Genomic DNA, 19,744 nt, shown 5'->3' with positions numbered 1-19,744 from the left:
GTGGCCGCGGAGTCGCATGCCGTCCGGCGCAATCCATTCGATCTCTGCCGCCGTATTACGGCCCGGTATTGGCCTGGCAACAACTCATCGTCAGTGAGGAGTGTCATGTCCGCTCCATCCATCCCCCTCACCCGCCGGATCCGGCTCGCCCTGGTGCTGCCCCTCGTCCTGATCGCCTCGGTGGCGACGACGGGGGCGGCGTCGATGTCCGACCGCGACCGCACGCTCCCCGTCGACCGCCTGACCGTCGGCAGCGAGCTGGTCGCGACGACGGGGCTCCGCCTCACCGCGATCGCCACCCCTGACGACCGCAGCGGGCGCATGTTCGTCGTCGACAAGGGCGGGCGCGTCCTGGTCTTCCACCCCCACACCGGGACGCTCGATCCGCAGCCGCTGCTGGACCTCACCAGCCGCGTGAGCACCGCCGGCAACGAGCGCGGCCTGCTCGGCGTGGCGCCGTCGCCGAACTTCGCGAAGACGAAGACGCTCTTCGTCAGCTACACCGCGCTCGGCACGGGCGTCGAGAACGGCGCGCTCACCGTCTCGCGGTTCATGCTGGACAGCGCCGGTCAAGCGACCATCGACCCGGCGACGGAGCAGCGCGTGCTGCGACAGCAGCACAACCTCAACGGCAACCACAACGGCGGCGACCTGATGTTCGGTCCCGACGGCTACCTCTACTGGTCCACCGGCGACGGCGGCAGCGCGGACGACCCGCTGTTCGGCGCGCAGAACCTCAGCACCCTGCTGGGCAAGATCGTGCGCATCGACGCCATGCGCGAGTGCGACGGCCGGCTCTACTGCATCCCGAAGGACAATCCGTTCGCGCGCAGCGCCATCGGCCGGCCGGAGATCTGGGCGTACGGCCTGCGCAACCCGTGGCGGTTCTCGATCGACGAGAAGAGCGAGTCGATCTGGATCGGCGACGTCGGCCAGAACCGCTGGGAGGAGATCAACCACGTCTCCGTCGACGACGATGACCAGCCGCGCGACGGCTGGAACTTCGGCTGGTCCTGCCGCGAGGGCAACGACATCCACCGTGTGCCCGCGTCGGCCGGCGAGGCGCCCGACCCGTTCATCGACATCCGCTGCAACTCGCGTGCGGACTTCGAGGACCCGGTCTACGCGTACGGGCTGGCCGACAACGACCGCTGCGCGATCATGGGCGGCGTCGTCTACCGCGGCGAGGAGTACGAGGACATCGCCGACGGCACCTACGTGGCGGCCGACTACTGCACCGGCCAGGCGTTCGCGGTCCAGGAGCGCCGCGGCCGGCACCAGGTGAGCGACGCGGTCGGCTCGCTGCCGCCGCGGGTCACGTCCTTCGGCCTCGACGCCGAGGGCGAGACCTGGTTCGTGACCGACAACGTCGCGGGCGGCCTCGGGGAGATCTACAAGCTGACCTTCGCCGAGGCGACGGCACCGTAACGGGCTCTCTGCAGGGCCGGGGGACGACGGCGACCGGCTGCGGTCGCCGTCGTCCCCTGTCTGACACTTCGGCCCGTTGCCACGCGCCGTCCCTGCCCATGAAGGGGTGTCGACGCGGCAAAGGTGTCTGATACGTTGCGGCCCATGTCCGACACCGCACTGGCCCGGGCGGTCGCCGCCGCCGAGGGCCTCGTCGTCGACGAGTACGAGCCGGGGGCGCGGCTGCCCGGCGAGGCCGAGCTGGCCCAGCGGTTCGGGGTGAGCCGGCTGACGCTGCGCGAGGCGCTCAAGGTGCTCGCCGGGCGGGGTCTGGTCGAGCTCGGCCGGGGCCGCCGCCCGGTGGTGCGCGAGCCGGACGGCTCGGTGCTGTCGGGCTATTTCGCCGTCGCCATGCGGCGCGACCCGCACGCGTTGCTCGAGCTGGTCGAGATCCGCGAGTCGCTCGAGGTACTGGCCGCGGGCAAGGCCGCGCGCCGCTCCGGCCGGGCGACCGCGGCGGTGCTCGAGACCGCGCTGGAGCGCATGGCCGGCGCCGTCGACCTCGGCGAGCCCGAGCGCGAGCGGCGGTTCCACGAGGCCGACGCCGCCTTCCACGAGGCGCTGGCGCTGGCCGCCGGCAGCCGCATGCTGGCGTTCGTCCTCGAGGGGTTCGAGGACTCCCTGAAGCGCAGCTTCGCCGCCAGCTACCGCGGCCACTTCGCCCGCGGCGGCGACTTCGCCGAGGTCCTGGGCGCGCACCGGGCCGTCGTCGAGGCCGTCCGGGCACACGACGTGCCGGCGGCCGAGCAGGCCATGCGGGCACACCTGCGGCAGGTCGAGAAGGACCTGCGCGCGGCGATCGAGGCGGCGGCGTGAGCGCGGCGCTGCTGGACGAGACTTCCGTCGTCGCGTACCTGCGCGACCGGGGCGTCGTCGGCGCCGGCCCGGCGACCGCGGCCGCGCTCGGCGGCGGGGTGAGCAACGTCGTGCTGGCGGTCGGCGACGGTCGGCGCCGGCTGGTGGTCAAGCAGGCGCTGCCGCGGCTGCGCGTGGCCGCCGAGTGGACCGCGCCGACCGACCGCACGCTCACCGAGGCCGACGCGCTGGTGCTGGCCGCCGGGCTGACGCCGGGCGCCGTCCCCGCCGTCGTCGACCGCGATGACGACCGGCACGTCCTCGTGCTCGAGCACGCGCCGCCCGGCTGGCGGGACTGGAAGGCCGACCTGCTGGGCGGGACGGCCGACCCGGCGGTCGCGGCGCGGCTGGGCGAGGTGCTGGCCCGCTGGCACGCCGGGACGACGGAGCCGGACGCACTGCCGCCGCGGGTGCGCGCGGGCGGCGACGCGTTCGAGCGGCTGCGGGTCGAGCCGTTCTACCGCCGGGTCGCCGCCCAGACGCCGGGCGAGCTGGGCGAGCGGATCCTCGCGACGGCGGACGCCATGACGGCGCGCCGGACCTGCTTCGTGCACGGCGACTTCTCGCCGAAGAACGTGCTGGTGGCGCCGGACGGGCAGGGGCCGGGACCGGGGCTGTGGGCGATCGACTTCGAGGTGGCCCACCTCGGCGATCCGGCCTTCGATCCGGCCTTCCTGCTCTGCCACTTGTCGCTGAAGGCGGTGCACCGGCCGGCGTCAGCGGCGGCCTACGCGCGGTGCGCGGCGGCATTTGCCGCGGCCTACGAGGGCGGCGGCCCGGCGCCGGACTGGCCGTACGTCCTGCGCCACGCCGGCTGCCTGATCCTGGCCCGCGTGCGCGGCGCGTCGCCGGCCGAGTACCTCATGGCGGCCGAGCGCGAGACCGCCTGGCGGCTCGGCGTGGACCTGCTGACCGGCGCCGTCGCCGGTCTCGACGACCTGTTCGCGGAGGTGACCCGATGACGGCGACGACCATCACCGAGGTGCTGGCCTGGGAGGCGCTGGACTCCCGCGGCCGCCCGACGGTGGCCTGCCGGGTGGAGCTGGCCGGCGGGGCGACGGGCCGCGCGGTGGCGCCGTCGGGCGCGTCGACCGGCGGCCACGAGGCGCGCGAGCTGCGCGACGGCGACCCCGCCCGGTACGGAGGCTACGGCGTGCTCCGGGCGGTCGCGTCGGTGGGCGCGACGCTCGCGCCGCTGGTCACCGGCCTGGACGCCGTCGACCAGACCGCAGTCGACGCCGCCCTCGAGAGCGCCGACGACGACCCGCTGCTCGGCACCGTCGGCGCGAACGCGGTCCTCGCCGTGTCGCTGGCGACGCTGCGGGCGGCGGCCGCGAGCACCGGCCGGCCGCTGTGGCGGCACGCGGCGGACGACGGCGGGGGAGCGCCCCTGCTGCCGCTGCCGATGGTCAACATCGTCTCCGGCGGCGCGCACGCCGGCCGGGCGCTGGACCTGCAGGACGTGCTGGCCGTCCCGGTCGGCGCAACGAGCTTCGCCCAGGCCATCGAGTGGGCCGCGCGGGTCCGCGCGGCCGCCGCGGACCTGCTGGACCAGCGTGGCGTGCCGACGGCGCTGGTCGCCGACGAGGGCGGGCTGGCCGGTGGGCTCGACGGCAACGAGGCCGCGCTCGCGCTGGTCACCGACGCCGTCCAGCACGCGGGCCTCACCCCGGGCGCCGACGTGGGCATCGCCGTCGACCTCGCCGCCAACCAGCTCCACGACGGCACCGGCTACCGGCTCGAGCGCGACGGCGTCACGCTGGACACCGCGGCCTGGCTGCGCCGGCTGGAGGCGTGGTGCCGCGACTACCCGGTGGTGTCGCTCGAGGACGTGCTGGTCGAGGACGACTGGGCGGGCTGGGCGACGGCGACCGGGGCGCTCGGGGCGACGCGGCAGCTGCTCGGCGACGACCTGTTCGCGACGAACGCCGGGCGGCTGCGGCGCGGCATCGACGACGGTGTCGCCAACGCCGTGCTGGTCAAGGCGAACCAGGCCGGCACCGTCAGCCGTGCCCGTCACGTCACCGAGCTGGCTCGAGCCGCCGGCTACGCGACCGTCATCTCCGCGCGCTCCGGCGACACCGAGGACGACTGGCTGGCCGACCTCGCCGTGGGCTGGCGGACCGGGCAGATCAAGGTCGGCTCGACCATGCGCTCGGAGCGCACCGCCAAGTGGAACCGGCTGCTCGAGATCGAGGCGACGGCCGGCGACGGCGGTGCCGCCTTCGCCGGCGCGGCGGCGCTCAGTAGGTCGCCCGCCCGCCGCTGATGTCGTACACCGCGCCGGTGGAGAAGCTGACCCGCTCGGAGCAGAGGAACGCCACCAGCTCGGCGACCTCCTCGGGCCGGCCGACCCGCTTCATCGGGATGAGGCTCGTGATGTGCGCCAGCACCTCGGGCGCGGTGTCGTCGTTCATCGGGGTCGCGATGACGGCCGGCGCGATGGCGTTGACCAGGACGCCGGTGGTGGCCAGCTCCTTGCCCGCGGACTTCGTCAGCCCGATGACGGCGGCCTTCGACGCCGAGTACACCGACAGGTTCGGGTTGCCGTCCTTGCCGGCCATGCTGGCGATGTTCACCACCCGGCCCCAGCCGCGCTCGCGCATGCCCGGCACGAACGCCCGCATGGTGTTCACGGTGCCGATGACGTTGACCTCGAACACCCGGCGCCAGTCGTCGGCCGTCGTCTCGACCAGCGGCCGGTTCGGCCCGACGACGCCCGCGGAGTTCACCAGCACGTCGACCGGGCCTACGTCGGCGGCGACCCGCGCCAGCGATGCCTCGTCGGTGACGTCGGCGTCGACGTCGGCGCCCTTCAGGTCCAGCGTCGTGACGGTGACGCCGTCGGCGCGCAGCCGCTGTGCCGTCGCCGCGCCGAGACCGCTGGCGCCGCCGGTGACCAGTGCCGTTCTGGGGGACATGGTTCTCCTGTCAGTGGGATTCACGGCTCACGTCCGAGCCGCTGGAGCCGAGGAGGAAGTCGAGGTCGGCGCCGGTGTCGGCCTGCAGCACGTGGTCGACGTAGAGCCGCTGCCAGCCGCGGGCGGGGCGCGCATAGGCGGCGACGGCGGCAGCTGCCGGTTCGCGCCGGGCCAGCTCGTCGTCCGGCACCTCGACGTCGATGCGCCGCGCCTCGATGTCGAGGCTGACGACGTCGCCGGTGCGCACCAGCGCCAGCGGGCCGCCGGCCGCCGCCTCGGGCGCCACGTGCAGCACGACGGTGCCGTACGCCGTTCCGCTCATGCGTCCGTCACACACCCGCACCATGTCGCGCACGCCCTGGGCCAGCAGTTTCTTCGGCAGCGGCATGTTCGAGACCTCGGGCATGCCGGGGTAGCCGCGCGGGCCGCAGCCGCGCAGCACCAGGACGGAGTCGGCCGTCACGTCGAGGTCCGGATCGTCGATGCGGGCGTGGAAGTCCTCGATGCTGTCGAACACGACCGCCGGTCCGCGGTGGCGCAGCAGGTGCGGCGAGGCGGCGGCGGGCTTGACCAGCGCGCCGCCGGGCGCCAGGTTGCCGCGCAGCACCGCGATGCCGCCCTCGGCGACCAGCGGCGCCGAGCGCGGCCGGATGACCTCGGGGTCCCAGATCTCGGCGTCGTCCAGGCCCTCGACCAGCGGCTTGCCGGTGACCGTCAGCGCCGTGGGGTCGAGCAGGTCGCGTACCTCGCGGAGCACCGCGCGCAGCCCGCCGGCGCGGTGCAGGTCGTCCATGAGGAACCGCCCGGCGGGCAGCAGGTCGACCAGCACCGGCACCCGCGAGCCGATGCGATCGACGTCGTCGAGCGTGAGGTCGACACCCAGCCGCCCGGCGATGGCCAGCAGGTGCACGACGGCGTTCGTGGAGCCGCCGATGGCCGCCAGCGCCACGATCGCGTTGTGGAACGAGGCCTTCGTCAGAACGGTGCTGGGCCGGCGGCCGGCGCCGATCAGCTCGACGGCGAGCCGCCCGGTGTCGTGGGCGCCGGTGAGCAGCCGGCTGTCCGGCGCGGGCGTGCCGGCCAGGCCCGGGACGACCATGCCGAGCGCCTCGGCGACCAGCGCCATGGTCGACGCCGTGCCCATGGTGTTGCAGTGGCCGCGACTGCGGATCATGGCCGACTCCGAGCGCACGAACTCCTCGCGCGACAGGGTCCCGGCCCGGACCTCCTCGGACAGCCGCCACACGTCGGTGCCGCAGCCCAGCGGGACGCCGCGGAACGTGCCGGTGAGCATGGGCCCGCCGGGCACCACGACGGCGGGCAGGTCGACCGACGCGGCGGCCATGAGCAGCGCCGGGATGGTCTTGTCGCAGCCGCCGAGCAGCACCACGCTGTCGATCGGGTTGGCGCGCAGCATTTCCTCCGTCGCCATGGCGGCCATGTTCCGCCAGAGCATCGCCGTCGGGCGCAGCTGCGTCTCGCCCAGCGACACGACGGGCAGTTCGAGCGGCAGCCCGCCGGCCTCGAAGACCCCGTCGCGCACCGACCGTGCGACCTCCGTCAGGTGCGAGTTGCAGGGCGTGAGGTCCGACGCGGTGTTGGCGATCGCGACCTGCGGCCGGCCGTCGAACGCGTCGTCGGGCACGCCGCGGCGCATCCACGCGCGATGGATGTAGGCGTTGCGGTCGCCGCCGCCGTACCACTGACTGCTGCGGAGCTCGCCCACGAGTGGTCCTTCCGATTATCGACACGGCGGTCTAATCTTTGGAACATGGACATGGTGGGCGGAAGTGCGGCCCCGGGTCAAGCGGACGACGGCGACCGCCTGGTCGGCTCCGACCGCGTGCTGGCGGTGCTCAAGGAACTGGCCCGGCACCCCGACGGCGTCACGCTCGACGAGCTGACGCGCGCGATCGGCAGCCCCAAGCCGACGGTGCACCGGGCGCTGCGCTCGCTGCGCCGGGCGGGCCTGGCGAGCCAGGACGCCCGCGGCCACTACCTGCTGGGCGACGAGTTCCTGCGCATGGCCTTCGCCCACCACGAGGCCCGGCCCGAGCACGTGCGCATCCTGCCGGTGCTCGAGGCGCTGGCCGAGCGGTTCGGCGAGACCACGCACTACGCGGTGCTGGACGGCCGCGAGGTCGTGTACCGCGCGAAGGTCGACCCGCCCACGGGCGCGGCCCGGCTCACGTCGACCATCGGCGGGCGCAACCCGGCGCACGCGACCGGGGTGGGGAAGCTGCTGCTCGCCCACCAGCTGACCACGCGCGACGCCGTCGACGCCTGGGTCGGCGACGGTTTGCTGGAACGGCGGACGGCGCACACCGTCGGCACCGCGGCCGAGCTGCACGCCGCGCTGGAGTTGATCCGCGCGCGCGGCTACGCGCTGGACGAGGAGGAGAACGAGGCCGGCGTCGGCTGTCTGGCGCTGCCGGTCTACGCGCTGTCGCCGTCGGTGCCGTCGGGTGCGCTGAGCGTCAGCGCCCTCACCTACCGCACCCCGCTGCCCACGCTGATCGACGCCGTCGACGAGGTCCGCGCGGTGCTGGGACCACTGGGCTCGGCGGGCGGGTCGGCCGCATGAGCGGCTCTATGCGGGCCGTCGTGCTCACCGGCCCGGGGAAGTGCGTCGTCCAGGAGGTCCCGCGCCCGGTCGCCGCACCGGGCGAGGCGGTCGTCGACGTCGAGCGGGCCGGCGTCTGCGGCACCGACGCCGAGCTGTTCCACGGCCACATGGCCTACCTGCACACCGGCCACACCACCTACCCGCTGCGGCCCGGGCACGAGTGGTCCGGCGTCGTCTCCGCGATCGGCGACGGCGTCGACCCCGCCTGGCTGGGCCGGCGGGTCATGGGCGACACGATGATCGGCGACGGCGTGTGCCGGCGGTGCCGTCGCGGGACCCAGCACCTGTGCGAGCGGCGCGGCGAGGTGGGCATCCGCGACGGCCGGCCCGGCGCGCTGGCCGAGCAGATCGCCGTCCCGGTCTCGTCGCTGCACGAGCTGCCCGACTCCGTCGACGCCGTGCTCGGCGCGCTGGTCGAGCCCGGCGGGAACGCCCTGCGCGCGGCCGTGGCCGCCGGGGTCGGCGAGGGGGACCGGCTGCTGGTGTTCGGGCCGGGAACCATCGGCCTGCTCGTGGCGATGTTCGCCCGTGCTGCCGGCGCCGAGGTGCACCTGATGGGCCGCACCGAGTCGTCGCTGCGGTTCGCCTCGGACCTCGGCTTCACCCACGTCTGGCCCGAGGGCGCCGTCCCCGACCTGCCCTTCGACGCCGTCGTCGACGCCGCCACCGCCTCGCACCTGCCGGCGTATGCGGCCGATGTGGTGGAGCCCGGCGGCCGGGTCGTCTACATCGGCCTGTCCGTCACGCCGAGCATGTTCGACACCCGGACCCTGGTCTTCAAGGACGTGACGGCGATCGGCATCCTGTCCGCCTCGCCCGGCCTGGCCGCCACCATCTCCGCCTATGCGAGCGGGACGGTCGACCCCCGGCCCCTGGTGGGCGCCACCGTCGGCCTCGACCAGGTCGGCGCGGTGCTGAGCGGCGAGTACGAGGTCGGGCCAGGGCCCAAGGTGCACGTGGACCCGCGGTTGGCTTGAGCGCGCGTGGTTGCGCTGGGGGAGTCTGGCGACGGGTGCGGGGTCGCGCGGCCTGCTTGGTCCTGGGTGTGACGTCGTGGTCTGCCGTCACGTCCTGGTCTGGCGTCACGCGAAACGGCCGATTTCGGCTCGCGGGCGTGACGGGGGACCAGGATGTGACGGGAGACCAGGATCTCGACGCCGGCGAGGCGTGCCCAGGGTCTCCCCGTCCCCCTGATAGCTGCCAGAGTTCTTGGCCGCGGGACCGCGGGTCAAGCGGTCCTCCCTGGCGCGAAGCGCCCCTATTGGTCCGCTTGAGGCGCGGGCCTGCGGCTAAGACACTGGGCAGCAGGGGGACGGGGAGCCGACCTCAGATCCCCGGCCGAACCTCCAACAACCGACCCGCCCACGGCCCCGGCAGACCGACACTGAGGACACCCGCGGCATCGTCCCAGGTCAGCGACGTCGGGAGGTCGACCGGGAAGAGCACCTCCACCCGGGCACCGGTGCCGGCCAGCCACGGCAGCGGCACCTCGACCCGGTCAGGCCCAGGACCGCGGCCGAGGTCGCGCCGCCACACCGACAGCAGCGTCCCGGCGTCATCGACCTGGGCGAGCGCGACCCACGGATCGGACCAGCGGGGGAGACCCAGCGGCCAGCGCGGCAGCATCTCCGCCAACCGGGACCGGATCGACTTGTAGACGTCGACGGCGCCGGACACGGCCGCAGCCTGCACACCGTCGAGCAGGTCGATCCGCCCGCTCAGGTGGACCCGGCCCAGTAGCGCGTTGACCATCGTCAGCGCGTTCTCCTCGGCGGTGAAGTGCGGCTGCGGGTAGGCCCACACGGCGGCCTGCTCGGGCGGTGCGACGGTGGGGGCGGCGGCCGCGATGGCCGGGTAGCGGCGGTGGTCGGTCTGGTCGCTGGTCGAGTGGATGCTCAGCCGCGACAGCATGGCGCCGTCGGCCCGCATGCCGCCGGAGGCGCAGTTCTCGATGACCAGCCCGGGGTGCCGGTCCAGCACACCGTCGAGCCAGGCGAGCAGGGCCCGGTCGTGCCCGAGCAGGCCGTTGCCCAGGCTGTCCGACGCGAAGTCGGTCCCGGGGCCGATGTCGATGTTGTAGTCGAACTTCAGGTAGCCGACGCCGTAGTCGGACACCAGGCGATCGACGACGGCGTCGAGGTGCGAGCGGGCGGCCGGGTGGCGCAGGTCGAGGTGGTACCGGCTCACTTCGACGATGCGGCGCCCGTCGCGCTGGAAGAACGCTTCGTCGGGCAGGGTGCGCGCGGCCGGGCTGCGGACGCCGACGACCTCGGGCTCGACCCAGAGGCCGGGCACCATGCCCGCGGCGCGGATGCGGTCCATCGTCGCGGCCAGTCCGTGCGGGAACCGCTCGCGCGACTCCTCCCAGGCGCCGACCTCGTCCCACCAGGGCTTCGGGACGGCGTGCCAGCCGGCGTCGATGACGAAGTACTCCGCCCCCGCCGCGGCGGCCGCGTCGATCAGCGGCACGAGGTCGGCCTCGGTGGGGTCGCCCTTGAGGCAGTTCATGTAGTCGTTGAAGACCACCGGCAGCCACTCGTTGTCGGCGTGCGGCCGGCGCACCACGCGGCGGTGCCCGGTCAGCAGGCCGAACGCGTGCTCCAGCCCATGGTCCGAAACGACGACGGTGACCGGCACCGACTCGAACGTGTCGCCGGGCGCGAGCCGCCGCCGCCACTGGTGCTCGGCCGACGCCGGCCCGGAGCAGAGCAGGAACAGGTCGCCGTCGTGGTCGCCGACGGCCCAGTGCGACGGCCCGTTGTGCTCGATCTGCCACAGCCAGGTCGCCCCGCGGCCGCCGTCCTCGATCGCGCCCATGGGCAGGTGGTCGCCGGTGGACCAGCTGCCGGTCGTGGTGACGGCGAACTGGCCCAGCGTGGTGTCGGCGACACCGCCGAGCCGGGCCACGTCGACGATGCCGGCCGACTCGAGGTCGACCTGCTGCCAGCGCGCCTCGGCACACCAGGCGTTGCGGGCGTGGTGCAGCCGCAGGTCCGCGTCGAGGCCGCCGAAACCGGTCAGGACCAGCGACGACACGAAGTCCAGTAGCACCGGGTCGGAGCCCGCGTTGTGCGTCGACGTGTGGCATCGGACCGTCCCCGGCGTGGTCCGCTCGACCACCGAAGTGACCACGAGCCCGCTCGCCGGGTCCGCCTGGACCACCCGCAGGTGGTCGCCGTCGGCGCTGTGCGAGCGGTACCGCAACCGGCTGCCGGCGGCGGTGAAGCGGTGCTGGGCGTGCGCGCTGCGGTCGACCCGGCCCTCGCCGCCCACCGCGAGCTCGACGAGCGGATGCCCGCGGTCACCCATGACGACGCCTGGGCGCAGGCCCAGCACCCGCACGGGCCCGTCCACGGGAACGGACAGCGCCAGCCGCACGCCGTCGCCGGTCCACTCGATCGTCTCCGGCTCCTCGGACACCGAGGCCTCCCGTCGCAAATCTGGAACTCCATTCCAACAATCGATGATCTGCGAGGTCGGAGCCCGGAGTCAAGAGTGCGGGGGACGTGACATTCCCGCTGCTAGCATCTCAATCTGAAACTGAGTTCCTTTCTTCCGACACCTGGAGGTCGTCCCATGTCCCGCTCCCAGCCGCCCGGCTGGCGTCGCTCGTCCGACAGCGAGACCGACGCCGTCCACTACCACGCACAGGCCCTCTCCAGGGGCCTCAACCTGCTCGAGATCCTGGCCCGCGGCCGCTCGCCGCAGACCATCGCCGACTTCCACGAGCACACCGGCATGCCGAAGAGCACGCTGGTCAGGCTGCTCAGCGTGCTGGACCGCGAGGAGTACGTGGTCCGCGTCGACGAGCGCCCGGCCTACCGCCTGGGGCACAAGGTGCAGATCCTGTCCGACGCCTACGTCGCGCAGCTCGACATCTCGCAGGTGGCCGGCCGCTACCTCGAGGAACTGGCCGGCGAGACCGGGCAGACCGGCAACCTCGGGCTGCTCGACGGCGACCAGGTGCTGCACGTGTGCGTCCGCGAGCCCGACCGCGCGCTGCGCTACGCCAGCGCCGCCGGCCACCGGGCGCCGGCCTACGTCAGCGGCCTGGGCAAGGTGCTGCTGGCCACGCTCGACGCGGCCGACGTCGCGCCGCACACGCCGGCCGAGCCGTTCCCCGCGTACACCGACCGCACCATCACCACGCTGGCCGCGCTGCAGCGAGAGCTGCGCACCACCATGCGCCGCGGCTACGGGTTCGACGACAACGAGTCCAGCACCGGCCTGCGCTGCCTCGCGGTGCCGGTCGCGGTGCGCGGCGAGGTGCTCGCGGCCATCAGCGTCTCGGGGCCGTCGGCCGAGTTCGGGCTCGAGGAGCAGAAGCGCTACCTCACTGTGCTGGGCCGCATCGCGTCCGGCCTGGCCGGCGACGCCGACGTGGTCGCGGTGCTCGAGTACCTGCGCTCGTCGCTGCTGCGTTCCACCATCGAGCCCGTGGGGTAGACCTTGACAGTCACCTGAACCGCCGCAATCCTTGGAACACTGTTTCAGATTGCGGCGGGCTGGTGATGTCATGCTCAAGGGTCGGGGGGTCGGCCGGTGACGGCGTACCTCGTGCGGCGCTTCGCGGTGAGCGTCCTCGTGCTGTTCCTGGTGACTGTCGGGCTCTTCGGGCTCGTCCACGCCGCTCCGGGCGATCCGGTGACGATGATGGTGCCGGTCGACCAGCTAGGCGCCGACAGCGCCGCGTTCATCGAGCAGAAGCGGCAGGAGCTGGGGCTGGACCGGCCGCTGCCGGTGCAGTACTGGTCCTGGTTGCAGGGCGTGGCGACGGGTGACCTCGGCTACTCGCTCACCAACAACCGGCCGGTGTCGGAGCTGCTGGCCGAGCGGCTGGTGCCGACCATCGAGCTGATGGGGCTCGGCCTGGGTCTGGGCATCGCCATCGCGATCCCGCTGGGCATGCTGGCCGCGGTGCGGCGCAACACCGCCGCCGATTACTGGACCGCGGCGCTGAGCCTCGGCGCGGTGTCGATCCCCGGCTTCTTCCTCTGCATCCTGGCCATCTACGTGTTCGCGCTGCAGCTGGGCTGGGTGCCGTCGGCGGGCATGTCGACGCCGGGCGCGCCGAGCCTGGGCGACTCGCTGCACCACCTGGTCATGCCGGTGGCGATCCTGGCCTTCGGCGTGGCCGGCCCGTTCACGCGCTACGTGCGCAGCGGCGTCATCGCCGAGCTGGGCTCGGAGTACGTGCGCACGGCGGAGTCCAAGGGCGCGACGCCGAGGCGGATCCTCTTCGGGCACGTGCTGCGCAACGCGCTGATCCCGCTCATCACGGTCCTCGGCCTCACGCTTCCGGCGCTGCTGGTCGGCGCCGTCGTGGTCGAGCAGATCTTCGCCTGGCCCGGCATGGGCCAGTTGGTCATCTCCGCGGTGAACCAGCAGGACTACCCGGTGATCATCGGGTTCGCGTTCTTCGTCGCGATCCTCGTCCTGCTGTCGAACATGCTCGCGGACGTCCTGTACTCCGTCGCCGACCCACGGGTGAGCCTGCAATGACGACTGCCATCGAACCGGCGCCGGCTCTCGCCACGGCGGTGCCGGCCACACGCGGACCGCGCGGCCTGGCCTGGCGGCGCTTCAAGCGCCACCGCATGGCCATGGCCGGGCTGGTGACGCTCAGCATCGTCATCCTCGCCGCGCTGCTGGCCGACGTCATCACGCCGCACCACCCGAACGCCGTCGACCTGACGGCGTTCCGGCAGCCGCCGTCGGCGGAGCACTGGCTGGGCACAGACTCCGCCGGCCGCGACGTGTTCGCCCGGCTGCTGCACGCGGGCCGGGTGTCGCTGGGCGTGGGCATCGCGGCGTCGCTCATCTCGGTGGCCATCGGGACGCTGCTCGGCGCCGTCGCCGGGCTCTTCCGCGGCTGGGCCGACACCGTCATCATGCGGACGGCGGACATCATGCTGTCCTTCCCGGCGCTGGTGGTCATCATCGTGGTGGCCGGCGTGCTGGGGCCGAGCGTCGTCACGCTGGTGCTGGCCATGGGTGTGTTCGGCTGGCCGGCCGCGGGCCGGGTCGTCCGCGGCGTCACCCTGTCGGTGCGCGAGCGCGAGTTCGTCAAGGCGGCGCGGTCGTTCGGCGCCGGCGGCTGGTGGCTGATCACCCGGCACCTCGTGCCCGCCGCGCTGGGCCCGGTCACCGTCGTCGCCACGCTGGGCGTCGCGCAGGCGATCATGGCCGAGGCGACGCTGTCCTTCCTCGGCCTCGGCGTGGTCCCGCCCGCGGCGAGCTGGGGCAACATGCTCACCGACGCGCAGAACCTCACGCTGATCAGCGGCATGCCGTGGATGTGGCTGCCACCGGGCATCGCGGTGGCGCTGACGGTGCTCGCGGTCAACTTCGTCGGCGACGGCCTGCGCGACGCCCTCGACCCGCAGACGGCCCAGGGGAGGCTGCGATGAGCCCGCTGCTGGAGGTCCGCGACCTCGTGGTCGAGTTCGCCACCGAGGGCGGCACGGTGCACGCCGTCAACGGCGTCTCCTTCGACGTCGAGCCGGGCGAGATGCTCTGCGTGGTCGGCGAGTCCGGCTCCGGCAAGAGCGTGACCGCCATGGCCGTGCTCGGCCTGCTGCGCCGCCCGCCGGCCACTGTGACGGCGACGCGCGTCGGCTTCCGTGGCGAGGACCTGCTGGGGGCGACGCCGGAGCGGCTGCGCGAGCTGCGCGGCGACGACATCTCCGTCGTCTTCCAGGATCCCATGACCGCGCTCAACCCGGTGCACCGCGTGGGCAAGCAGATCGCCGAGATCGTCCGGCTGCACCGGCCGGTGTCGCGCAAGCAGGCCTGGCAGCGTGCCGTCGACCTGCTCGCCCTCGTCGGCGTCCCCGACCCGGCGGCGCGGGCGCGGCAGTACCCACACGAGTTCTCCGGCGGCATGCGGCAGCGGGTGATGATCGCCATGGCCATCGCCAACGAGCCCGCGCTGCTCATCGCCGACGAGCCGACCACCGCGCTCGACGTGACCATCCAGGCGCAGGTCCTGGGGCTGCTGCGCAAGGCCCAGCGCGAGACCGGCGCCGCCACCATCCTCATCACCCACGACCTCGGCGTCGTCGCCGAGATGGCCGACCGGGTCGTCGTCATGTACGGCGGCGCCATCGTCGAGCAGGGCGACGTCGCGACGGTGTTCGCCGCGCCCCGCCACCCGTACACGCTCGGCCTGCTGCACAGCCTGCCCCGGCTCGACCGCGACACCGGCGAGCTGACCCCGATCGCGGGCAGCCCGCCCAACCTCACCGCGCCGCCGGGCGGCTGCACGTTCGCGCCGCGCTGCGCGCAGTCGGCCGGCCGCGAGCGCTGCCTGACCGACCGGCCCGCGCTGGTGCCGCTGGGGACGGGCCACGAGACGGCCTGCCATTTCCACGACGAGCTGCTGGCGGTGGCGCGATGACGACGACGGCGGTGGAGGAGGTCGTCGGCGTCGAGGACCTGACCAAGGCGTTCCCGGTCCGTGGCGGCGTGCTGAGGCGGCAGGTGGCGGCGGTGCGTGCGGTCGACGGCGTCAGCTTCGCGCTGCACGCGGGCGAGACGCTGGGCCTGGTGGGGGAGTCCGGCTGCGGGAAGTCCACCGTCGGGCAGATCCTGGTCGGCCTCACCCGCCCGACGTCGGGCACGGTGCGCTTCCGCGGCGTCGACGTCGAGCGGATGTCCGCCGCCGACCGGCGCGAGCTGCGCTGCCGCATCCAGGTCGTCTTCCAGGACCCGTACTCGTCGCTGAGCCCGCGCATGACGGCGCGCGAACTGGTGTCCGAGCCGCTGCGGGTGCAGGGCGGCTACCGCTCCGGCGGCCGCGAGCGGGTCGTCGAGCTGCTCGAGATGGTCGGGCTGTCTGCGGCGCACCTGAACCGGTACGCGCATGAGTTCTCCGGCGGGCAACGGCAGCGCCTCGGCATCGCCCGCGCGCTGGCGCTGGAGCCGAGCGTGCTGGTGCTCGACGAGCCGGTGTCGGCGCTGGACGTGTCGATCCGGGCGCAGGTGGTCAACCAGCTCGCGGCGCTGCAGCGCGACCTCGGCCTGGCGTACCTGTTCATCTCGCACGACCTGTCCGTGGTGCGGCACGTCTGCGACCGCGTCGTCGTCATGTACCTCGGGAAGATCGTCGAGGCCGGCGACAAGCGCGACATCTTCGAGCGGCCGGCCCACCCGTACACCCGGGCGCTGCTGTCGGCGATCCCGCTGCCCGACCCCGCCCTGCGCGATCGCCCCGACCGGATCGTCCTGACCGGCGACGTGCCCAGCCCGCGCAACCCTCCGAGCGGCTGCCGGTTCCGCACCCGCTGCTGGAAGGCGCAGGACGTGTGCGCCCGCGAGGAGCCGGTGCTGACGCCGACGGGGTCCGGCGCGCAGACGGTCGCCTGCCACTTCCCCGAGTCCTAGCCGAGTAGGAGTCACCCGTGTCCGCGAGTTCCCTCGAGCACTTCGCCGCGTCGGTGAGCCGGTCGCCGTCGGCCCCGTGCCTGATCTACTTCGACACCGTCCTCGACTATGCGACGGTGGACGAGCTGTCCGGCGCGCTCGCCGTCGCGCTGTCCGAGCGCGGGGTGGGCGCCGGGTCGCGGGTGGCGCTGATGACGCAGAACGTGCCCCAGTTCATTCTCGCGGAGCTGGCGGTCTGGAAGCTCGGCGCGATCTGGGTGCCGCTGAACCCGATGTTCAAGTCCGCCGAGGTCGAGTACCACCTCACCGACTCCGGCGCGACGGCCATGGTGGTGCTCGAGTCGCTGTACCGCGACGTGGTGTCCGACGTCGTCGCCGGCACCGACGTGAAGGCCGTCATCACGACGTCGGAGCTCGACTTCCTCGCCGAGCCGCTGCCGCCGCTGCTCGCCGGGGTGCGCCGCGACCCGCCGGAGGGGACGGAGGACCTGCTGGCGCTCACCCGGCGCTACGCGGGCCGCACGCCGCCGCCGCACCACCCGGCGCCGGGCGACGTCGCCGTGCTCAGTTACACGTCCGGCACCACGGGCCGGCCCAAGGGTGCGATGAACACGCACCGCAACCTCGCCTTCATCGCCGAGCTGTGGCGCTCGTGGGCGCGCGTCGACGACCGCGACGTGGTGGCGGCGCTGGCGCCGTTGTTCCACATCATCGGCCCGACGGCGATCACGGGGGTCGCGTTCGCCGCGGGCGCGCCGATCGTGCTGACCTACCGGTTCGACCCGGCCACCATCCTGGGAGCGCTGGAACGCCACCGCGGCACCTTCACGCTGGCGAGCATCACCGCGTTCCGCGCGCTCATGGCCTGCCCCGACATCGGCACCCGCGACCTGACGGCGTTCACCAAGGTGTTCAGCGGCGGCGCGCCCGTCCCTCCGGCGACCGTCGAGCAGTGGCAGGAGCTCGCCGGCGGCTACATCCACAATTGCTACGGCCTGACGGAGACGACGTCGCCCACGCACATGGTCCCGTTCGGCGGCCGTGCGCCGGTCGACGAGGGCACCGGCGCGCTGTCCATCGGCGTCCCGGTGCCGGACACCGACGTGCGCGTGGTCGACCCGGACACCCGGCAGGACGTGCCGGTGGGCGAGGTGGGCGAGTTCTGGATCCGCGGCGAGGGCGTCGTGCCCGGCTACTGGCAGCGGCCGGAGGCGACGGCGGAGGCGATCGTCGACGGCGGCTACCTGCGCACCGGCGACGTCGGCAAGCGCGACGCCGACGGCTGGTTCTACCTGCTGGACCGCTCGAAGGACATGATCATCGCGTCCGGCTTCAAGGTGTGGCCGCGCGAGGTCGAGGACGTGCTCTACCAGCATCCGGCCGTGCACGAGGCCGCCGTCGTCGGGCTGCCGGACGAGTACCGGGGCGAGACGGTGAAGGCGTTCGTGTCGCTGCGCGCCGGCGCGTCCGCCGAGCCGGCCGAGCTGGTGGAGTTCTGCCGCGAGCGGCTGGCCGCCTACAAGTGCCCCCGGACCATCGAGATCCTGCCCGAGATCCCCAAGACCGCCACCGGCAAGGTGCTGCGACGAGAGCTGCGCGCGTGACGTCGCACCTCAAGTCGCCGCTGAAGTCGCCCAGTTGGGAGGCGGTCGAGGTCGGCGAGGAGCTGGGCCCGGCCGTCGTCGCGGTCGACGAGCACGCGATCAGGGCGTTCGCGTTCACCCAGGACGACCACCACCCGTGGTACCTCGACGACTCGCCGTTCGGCGGGCCGGTCGCGCCGCCGGGCCTGCTGGCCAACGAGCTGCTGCTGGTCTACTACCACCAGTACCGCCAGGAGGAGTGCCGGCAGATCCACACCCACGAGCGGCTCGACTTCCACCACCCCGTGCGGCCGGGCGACACGGTCACGATCCGCGGCCGCTACGTCGACAAGTACGAGCGGCGCGGCAAGGGCTACGTCGTCATCGAGGCCGAGGCCCGCGGCGCCGACGGGACGCTGCTGGTGAGCCACCGTGGCGTCGAGATCCTCAGCGCCCGGCCGGGGGAGTTCGTCCGCCCCGGCGAAGGCCCGGCCGCCCCGGCGACGGCGACGCTCTCGCGGCGCAAGGTGCCGCACGCCGACCAGGTCGTGCTGTTCTCCAACGCGGGCAAGTTCCAGCGCAACATCCACACCGACCTCGACAAGGTCCGCGACGCCGGCCTGGACGCGCCGCTGGTCCAGGGCCTGCAGCAGGCCTGCTACCTGCTCGAGCTCGGCGTCGAGCGGTTCGGCGCCGCCTGGTTCACGGCCGGCCGGCTCGACGTCCGGTTCGTGGCGCCGCTGGCGGTGGGCGAGCCGGTGTGGGCGGAGGCCGACGGCGACGACTGCTGGGTCCGCGACGGCGCCGGCCGCCTCACCACCGTCGGGACGCTCGGGGTCAGCGCAGCGCGAACCAGTCCTTGACGTCGTCGGTCAGCCGGGCGCCCCAGCCCGGCGCCTCCGGCGGCAGCAGGCGGCCGTCGCGGACGGTGACGGCGTCGCCCCACAGCTCGGTGTGCAGCGGGCCGGGCGACGGCGGCAGCTCCAGCGCCAGCGTGCTCGCGCAGGCGAACCCCGCGTGGATGTTCTGCAGCGTGCCGACGCCGGCGCTCCAGCTGTGCGGCGCGATCGGCACCCCACCGGCGGCGACGGCGAGCAGGTCGGTGAGCCCGGCCCACGAGGCGTCCGGCTGGGCCACGCCGAAGGCGCCGGCCCGCAGCCAGGGTGCGAACTCGGCGTGGCTGGCCAGCCGCTCGCCGCCGGCGACGAGGACGTCCGACGCGTTACGCAACGCCGCGTAGGCGGCCGGGTCGTCGTAGACCAGCGGCTCCTCGACGTACAGCGGCCGGTACGGCGCCGCGGCGGCCAGCACGTCCGCCGCGGCCGCGACGTCCCAGCGCCGGTCCGGCGGACGCAGCTCCATGTGGCAGTCGAACGCCAGCTCCGGGCCGGGACCGAGCCGGTCGCGCAGCTGCGCGAGCAGGGCGGCGAGGTCGTCGTCCTCGTCGACGCCGAGCCGCACGCCGGCGAAGCCGCGGTCCAGGTGTCGTTCGATCGCCCGCAGCAGCTCGCCGGCCGGCTGCCGCGCGACCCCGCCGGTGACCAGGACCGGCAGCCGGTCGTGCTGAGGCCCGCCGAGCAGCCGGTACACCGGCAGCTGGAGCGCCTTCCCGCACAGGTCCCACAGCGCCGCCTCGACGCCCGCGAGCACACCCGCGCCGAGCCCCGCCGACGCCCAGAACGCCGTCTCGCGGCGCAGCCGCCGCAGTTCGGCGGCCGGGTCGTCGGCGTCGATGCTGCGGCCGGTCAGCAGCGCCGCGAACCGGTCGACGAGCGGTGGCACGGTGTGCGGGACGAACGCGCCGGCGTAGGTCTCGCCGATCCCCACGAGCCCGGCGTCGGTGCGCACCTCGACGATCGCGGCGGTGTGCTCCGCGCGCAGCAGGACGGTGGTCACGTCGGTGATGA

Annotated in this window: 17 protein-coding genes; 13 read left to right on the top strand and 4 right to left on the bottom strand. The window is 73.8% G+C overall.

The features are described from left to right. Nucleotides 1–105: 105 nt before the first annotated feature. From HD601_RS29165 to eno, 4 genes are all read left to right on the top strand, one after another. Nucleotides 106–1,428 (top strand): PQQ-dependent sugar dehydrogenase, encoded by a 1,323-nt coding sequence (locus HD601_RS29165; RefSeq protein WP_184827936.1) that lies wholly within the window; start codon nt 106–108, stop codon nt 1,426–1,428. A 144-nt stretch (nt 1,429–1,572) separates the two neighbouring features. Beyond that, the gene (locus HD601_RS29160; protein ID WP_184827934.1) at nt 1,573–2,283 is read left to right on the top strand and encodes a FadR/GntR family transcriptional regulator; all 711 of its coding nucleotides are present in this window, start codon (nt 1,573–1,575) and stop codon (nt 2,281–2,283) included. Further along, nucleotides 2,280–3,284, top strand: a complete 1,005-nt coding sequence (locus tag HD601_RS29155; protein WP_184827932.1) for a phosphotransferase — start codon at nt 2,280–2,282, stop codon at nt 3,282–3,284. The genes HD601_RS29160 and HD601_RS29155 overlap by 4 nt, the downstream gene beginning before the upstream one ends. Next, a complete protein-coding gene (gene eno / locus HD601_RS29150; RefSeq protein WP_184827930.1) occupies nt 3,281–4,591 on the top strand; it encodes a phosphopyruvate hydratase in 1,311 nt (436 codons plus the stop codon). Before HD601_RS29155 ends, eno begins: the two co-directional genes overlap by 4 nt. Here eno and HD601_RS29145 read toward each other — a convergent pair. After that, nucleotides 4,566–5,243 (bottom strand): SDR family NAD(P)-dependent oxidoreductase, encoded by a 678-nt coding sequence (locus tag HD601_RS29145; protein WP_184827928.1) that lies wholly within the window; start codon nt 5,241–5,243, stop codon nt 4,566–4,568. The two genes, eno and HD601_RS29145, sit on opposite strands and share 26 nt — an antisense overlap. A 10-nt stretch (nt 5,244–5,253) precedes the next feature. After that, nucleotides 5,254–6,969, bottom strand: coding sequence for a dihydroxy-acid dehydratase (locus HD601_RS29140; RefSeq protein WP_184827926.1), 1,716 nt, complete (start codon nt 6,967–6,969; stop codon nt 5,254–5,256). Nucleotides 6,970–7,014: 45 nt separating this feature from the next. Between HD601_RS29140 and HD601_RS29135 the strand changes: the two genes are divergently transcribed. Both HD601_RS29135 and HD601_RS29130 read left to right on the top strand, forming a co-directional pair. Further along, on the top strand, nt 7,015–7,827 hold the full coding sequence (locus tag HD601_RS29135) for an IclR family transcriptional regulator (RefSeq protein WP_221441411.1): 813 nt from the start codon (nt 7,015–7,017) through the stop codon (nt 7,825–7,827). Beyond that, nucleotides 7,824–8,846 (top strand): zinc-dependent alcohol dehydrogenase, encoded by a 1,023-nt coding sequence (locus HD601_RS29130; protein WP_221441410.1) that lies wholly within the window; start codon nt 7,824–7,826, stop codon nt 8,844–8,846. The genes HD601_RS29135 and HD601_RS29130 overlap by 4 nt, the downstream gene beginning before the upstream one ends. A 349-nt stretch (nt 8,847–9,195) precedes the next feature. Here HD601_RS29130 and HD601_RS29125 read toward each other — a convergent pair whose 3' ends face one another. Continuing rightward, nucleotides 9,196–11,289, bottom strand: coding sequence for an alpha-galactosidase (locus tag HD601_RS29125; protein ID WP_221441409.1), 2,094 nt, complete (start codon nt 11,287–11,289; stop codon nt 9,196–9,198). 156 nt (nt 11,290–11,445) lie between these two features. Between HD601_RS29125 and HD601_RS29120 the strand changes: the two genes are divergently transcribed. The 7 genes from HD601_RS29120 to HD601_RS29090 all read left to right on the top strand — a co-directional run bounded on the left by HD601_RS29120 (nt 11,446) and on the right by HD601_RS29090 (nt 18,700). Next, complete coding sequence (locus tag HD601_RS29120; RefSeq protein ID WP_184827924.1) at nt 11,446–12,315, top strand: IclR family transcriptional regulator; 870 nt, start codon at nt 11,446–11,448, stop codon at nt 12,313–12,315. A gap of 96 nt (nt 12,316–12,411) precedes the next feature. Further along, the gene (locus HD601_RS29115) at nt 12,412–13,371 is read left to right on the top strand and encodes an ABC transporter permease subunit (RefSeq protein ID WP_184827922.1); all 960 of its coding nucleotides are present in this window, start codon (nt 12,412–12,414) and stop codon (nt 13,369–13,371) included. Next, nucleotides 13,368–14,279 carry an oligopeptide ABC transporter permease gene (gene opp4C, locus HD601_RS29110; protein WP_184827920.1) on the top strand — a complete coding sequence of 304 codons (912 nt, stop codon included), beginning with the start codon at nt 13,368–13,370 and terminating at the stop codon, nt 14,277–14,279. Before HD601_RS29115 ends, opp4C begins: the two co-directional genes overlap by 4 nt. Next, on the top strand, nt 14,276–15,268 hold the full coding sequence (locus HD601_RS29105) for an ABC transporter ATP-binding protein (protein WP_184827918.1): 993 nt from the start codon (nt 14,276–14,278) through the stop codon (nt 15,266–15,268). The genes opp4C and HD601_RS29105 overlap by 4 nt, the downstream gene beginning before the upstream one ends. After that, complete coding sequence (locus HD601_RS29100; RefSeq protein WP_184827916.1) at nt 15,265–16,254, top strand: ABC transporter ATP-binding protein; 990 nt, start codon at nt 15,265–15,267, stop codon at nt 16,252–16,254. The genes HD601_RS29105 and HD601_RS29100 overlap by 4 nt, the downstream gene beginning before the upstream one ends. Nucleotides 16,255–16,271: 17 nt before the next feature. Further along, entirely contained in the window at nt 16,272–17,858 is a 1,587-nt protein-coding gene (locus HD601_RS29095) for an AMP-binding protein (protein ID WP_184827914.1), read from the top strand. After that, the gene (locus HD601_RS29090) at nt 17,855–18,700 is read left to right on the top strand and encodes an FAS1-like dehydratase domain-containing protein (protein ID WP_184827912.1); all 846 of its coding nucleotides are present in this window, start codon (nt 17,855–17,857) and stop codon (nt 18,698–18,700) included. Before HD601_RS29095 ends, HD601_RS29090 begins: the two co-directional genes overlap by 4 nt. Here the strand turns inward: HD601_RS29090 and HD601_RS29085 are convergent. Then, nucleotides 18,675–19,733, bottom strand: a complete 1,059-nt coding sequence (locus HD601_RS29085) for an enolase C-terminal domain-like protein (RefSeq protein WP_184827910.1) — start codon at nt 19,731–19,733, stop codon at nt 18,675–18,677. The genes HD601_RS29090 and HD601_RS29085 overlap by 26 nt on opposite strands. Nucleotides 19,734–19,744: the final 11 nt, after the last annotated feature.

This window comes from Jiangella mangrovi, assembly GCF_014204975.1.
Taxonomy (GTDB): Bacteria; Actinomycetota; Actinomycetes; order Jiangellales; family Jiangellaceae; genus Jiangella; species Jiangella mangrovi.
This window is presented reverse-complemented; position numbering and strand designations above follow the sequence as displayed.

Bases quoted from the DNA above. Each gene is read 5' to 3' on its own strand.
- HD601_RS29145 (WP_184827928.1), bottom strand. From the start codon at position 5,243: ATGTCCCCCAGAACGGCACTGGTCACCGGCGGCGCCAGCGGTCTCGGC.
- eno (WP_184827930.1), top strand. From the start codon at position 3,281: ATGACGGCGACGACCATCACCGAGGTGCTGGCCTGGGAGGCGCTGGAC.
- HD601_RS29100 (WP_184827916.1), top strand. From the start codon at position 15,265: ATGACGACGACGGCGGTGGAGGAGGTCGTCGGCGTCGAGGACCTGACC.
- HD601_RS29165 (WP_184827936.1), top strand. From the start codon at position 106: ATGTCCGCTCCATCCATCCCCCTCACCCGCCGGATCCGGCTCGCCCTG.
- HD601_RS29160 (WP_184827934.1), top strand. From the start codon at position 1,573: ATGTCCGACACCGCACTGGCCCGGGCGGTCGCCGCCGCCGAGGGCCTC.
- opp4C (WP_184827920.1), top strand. From the start codon at position 13,368: ATGACGACTGCCATCGAACCGGCGCCGGCTCTCGCCACGGCGGTGCCG.
- HD601_RS29130 (WP_221441410.1), top strand. From the start codon at position 7,824: ATGAGCGGCTCTATGCGGGCCGTCGTGCTCACCGGCCCGGGGAAGTGC.
- HD601_RS29135 (WP_221441411.1), top strand. From the start codon at position 7,015: ATGGACATGGTGGGCGGAAGTGCGGCCCCGGGTCAAGCGGACGACGGC.
- HD601_RS29105 (WP_184827918.1), top strand. From the start codon at position 14,276: ATGAGCCCGCTGCTGGAGGTCCGCGACCTCGTGGTCGAGTTCGCCACC.
- HD601_RS29120 (WP_184827924.1), top strand. From the start codon at position 11,446: ATGTCCCGCTCCCAGCCGCCCGGCTGGCGTCGCTCGTCCGACAGCGAG.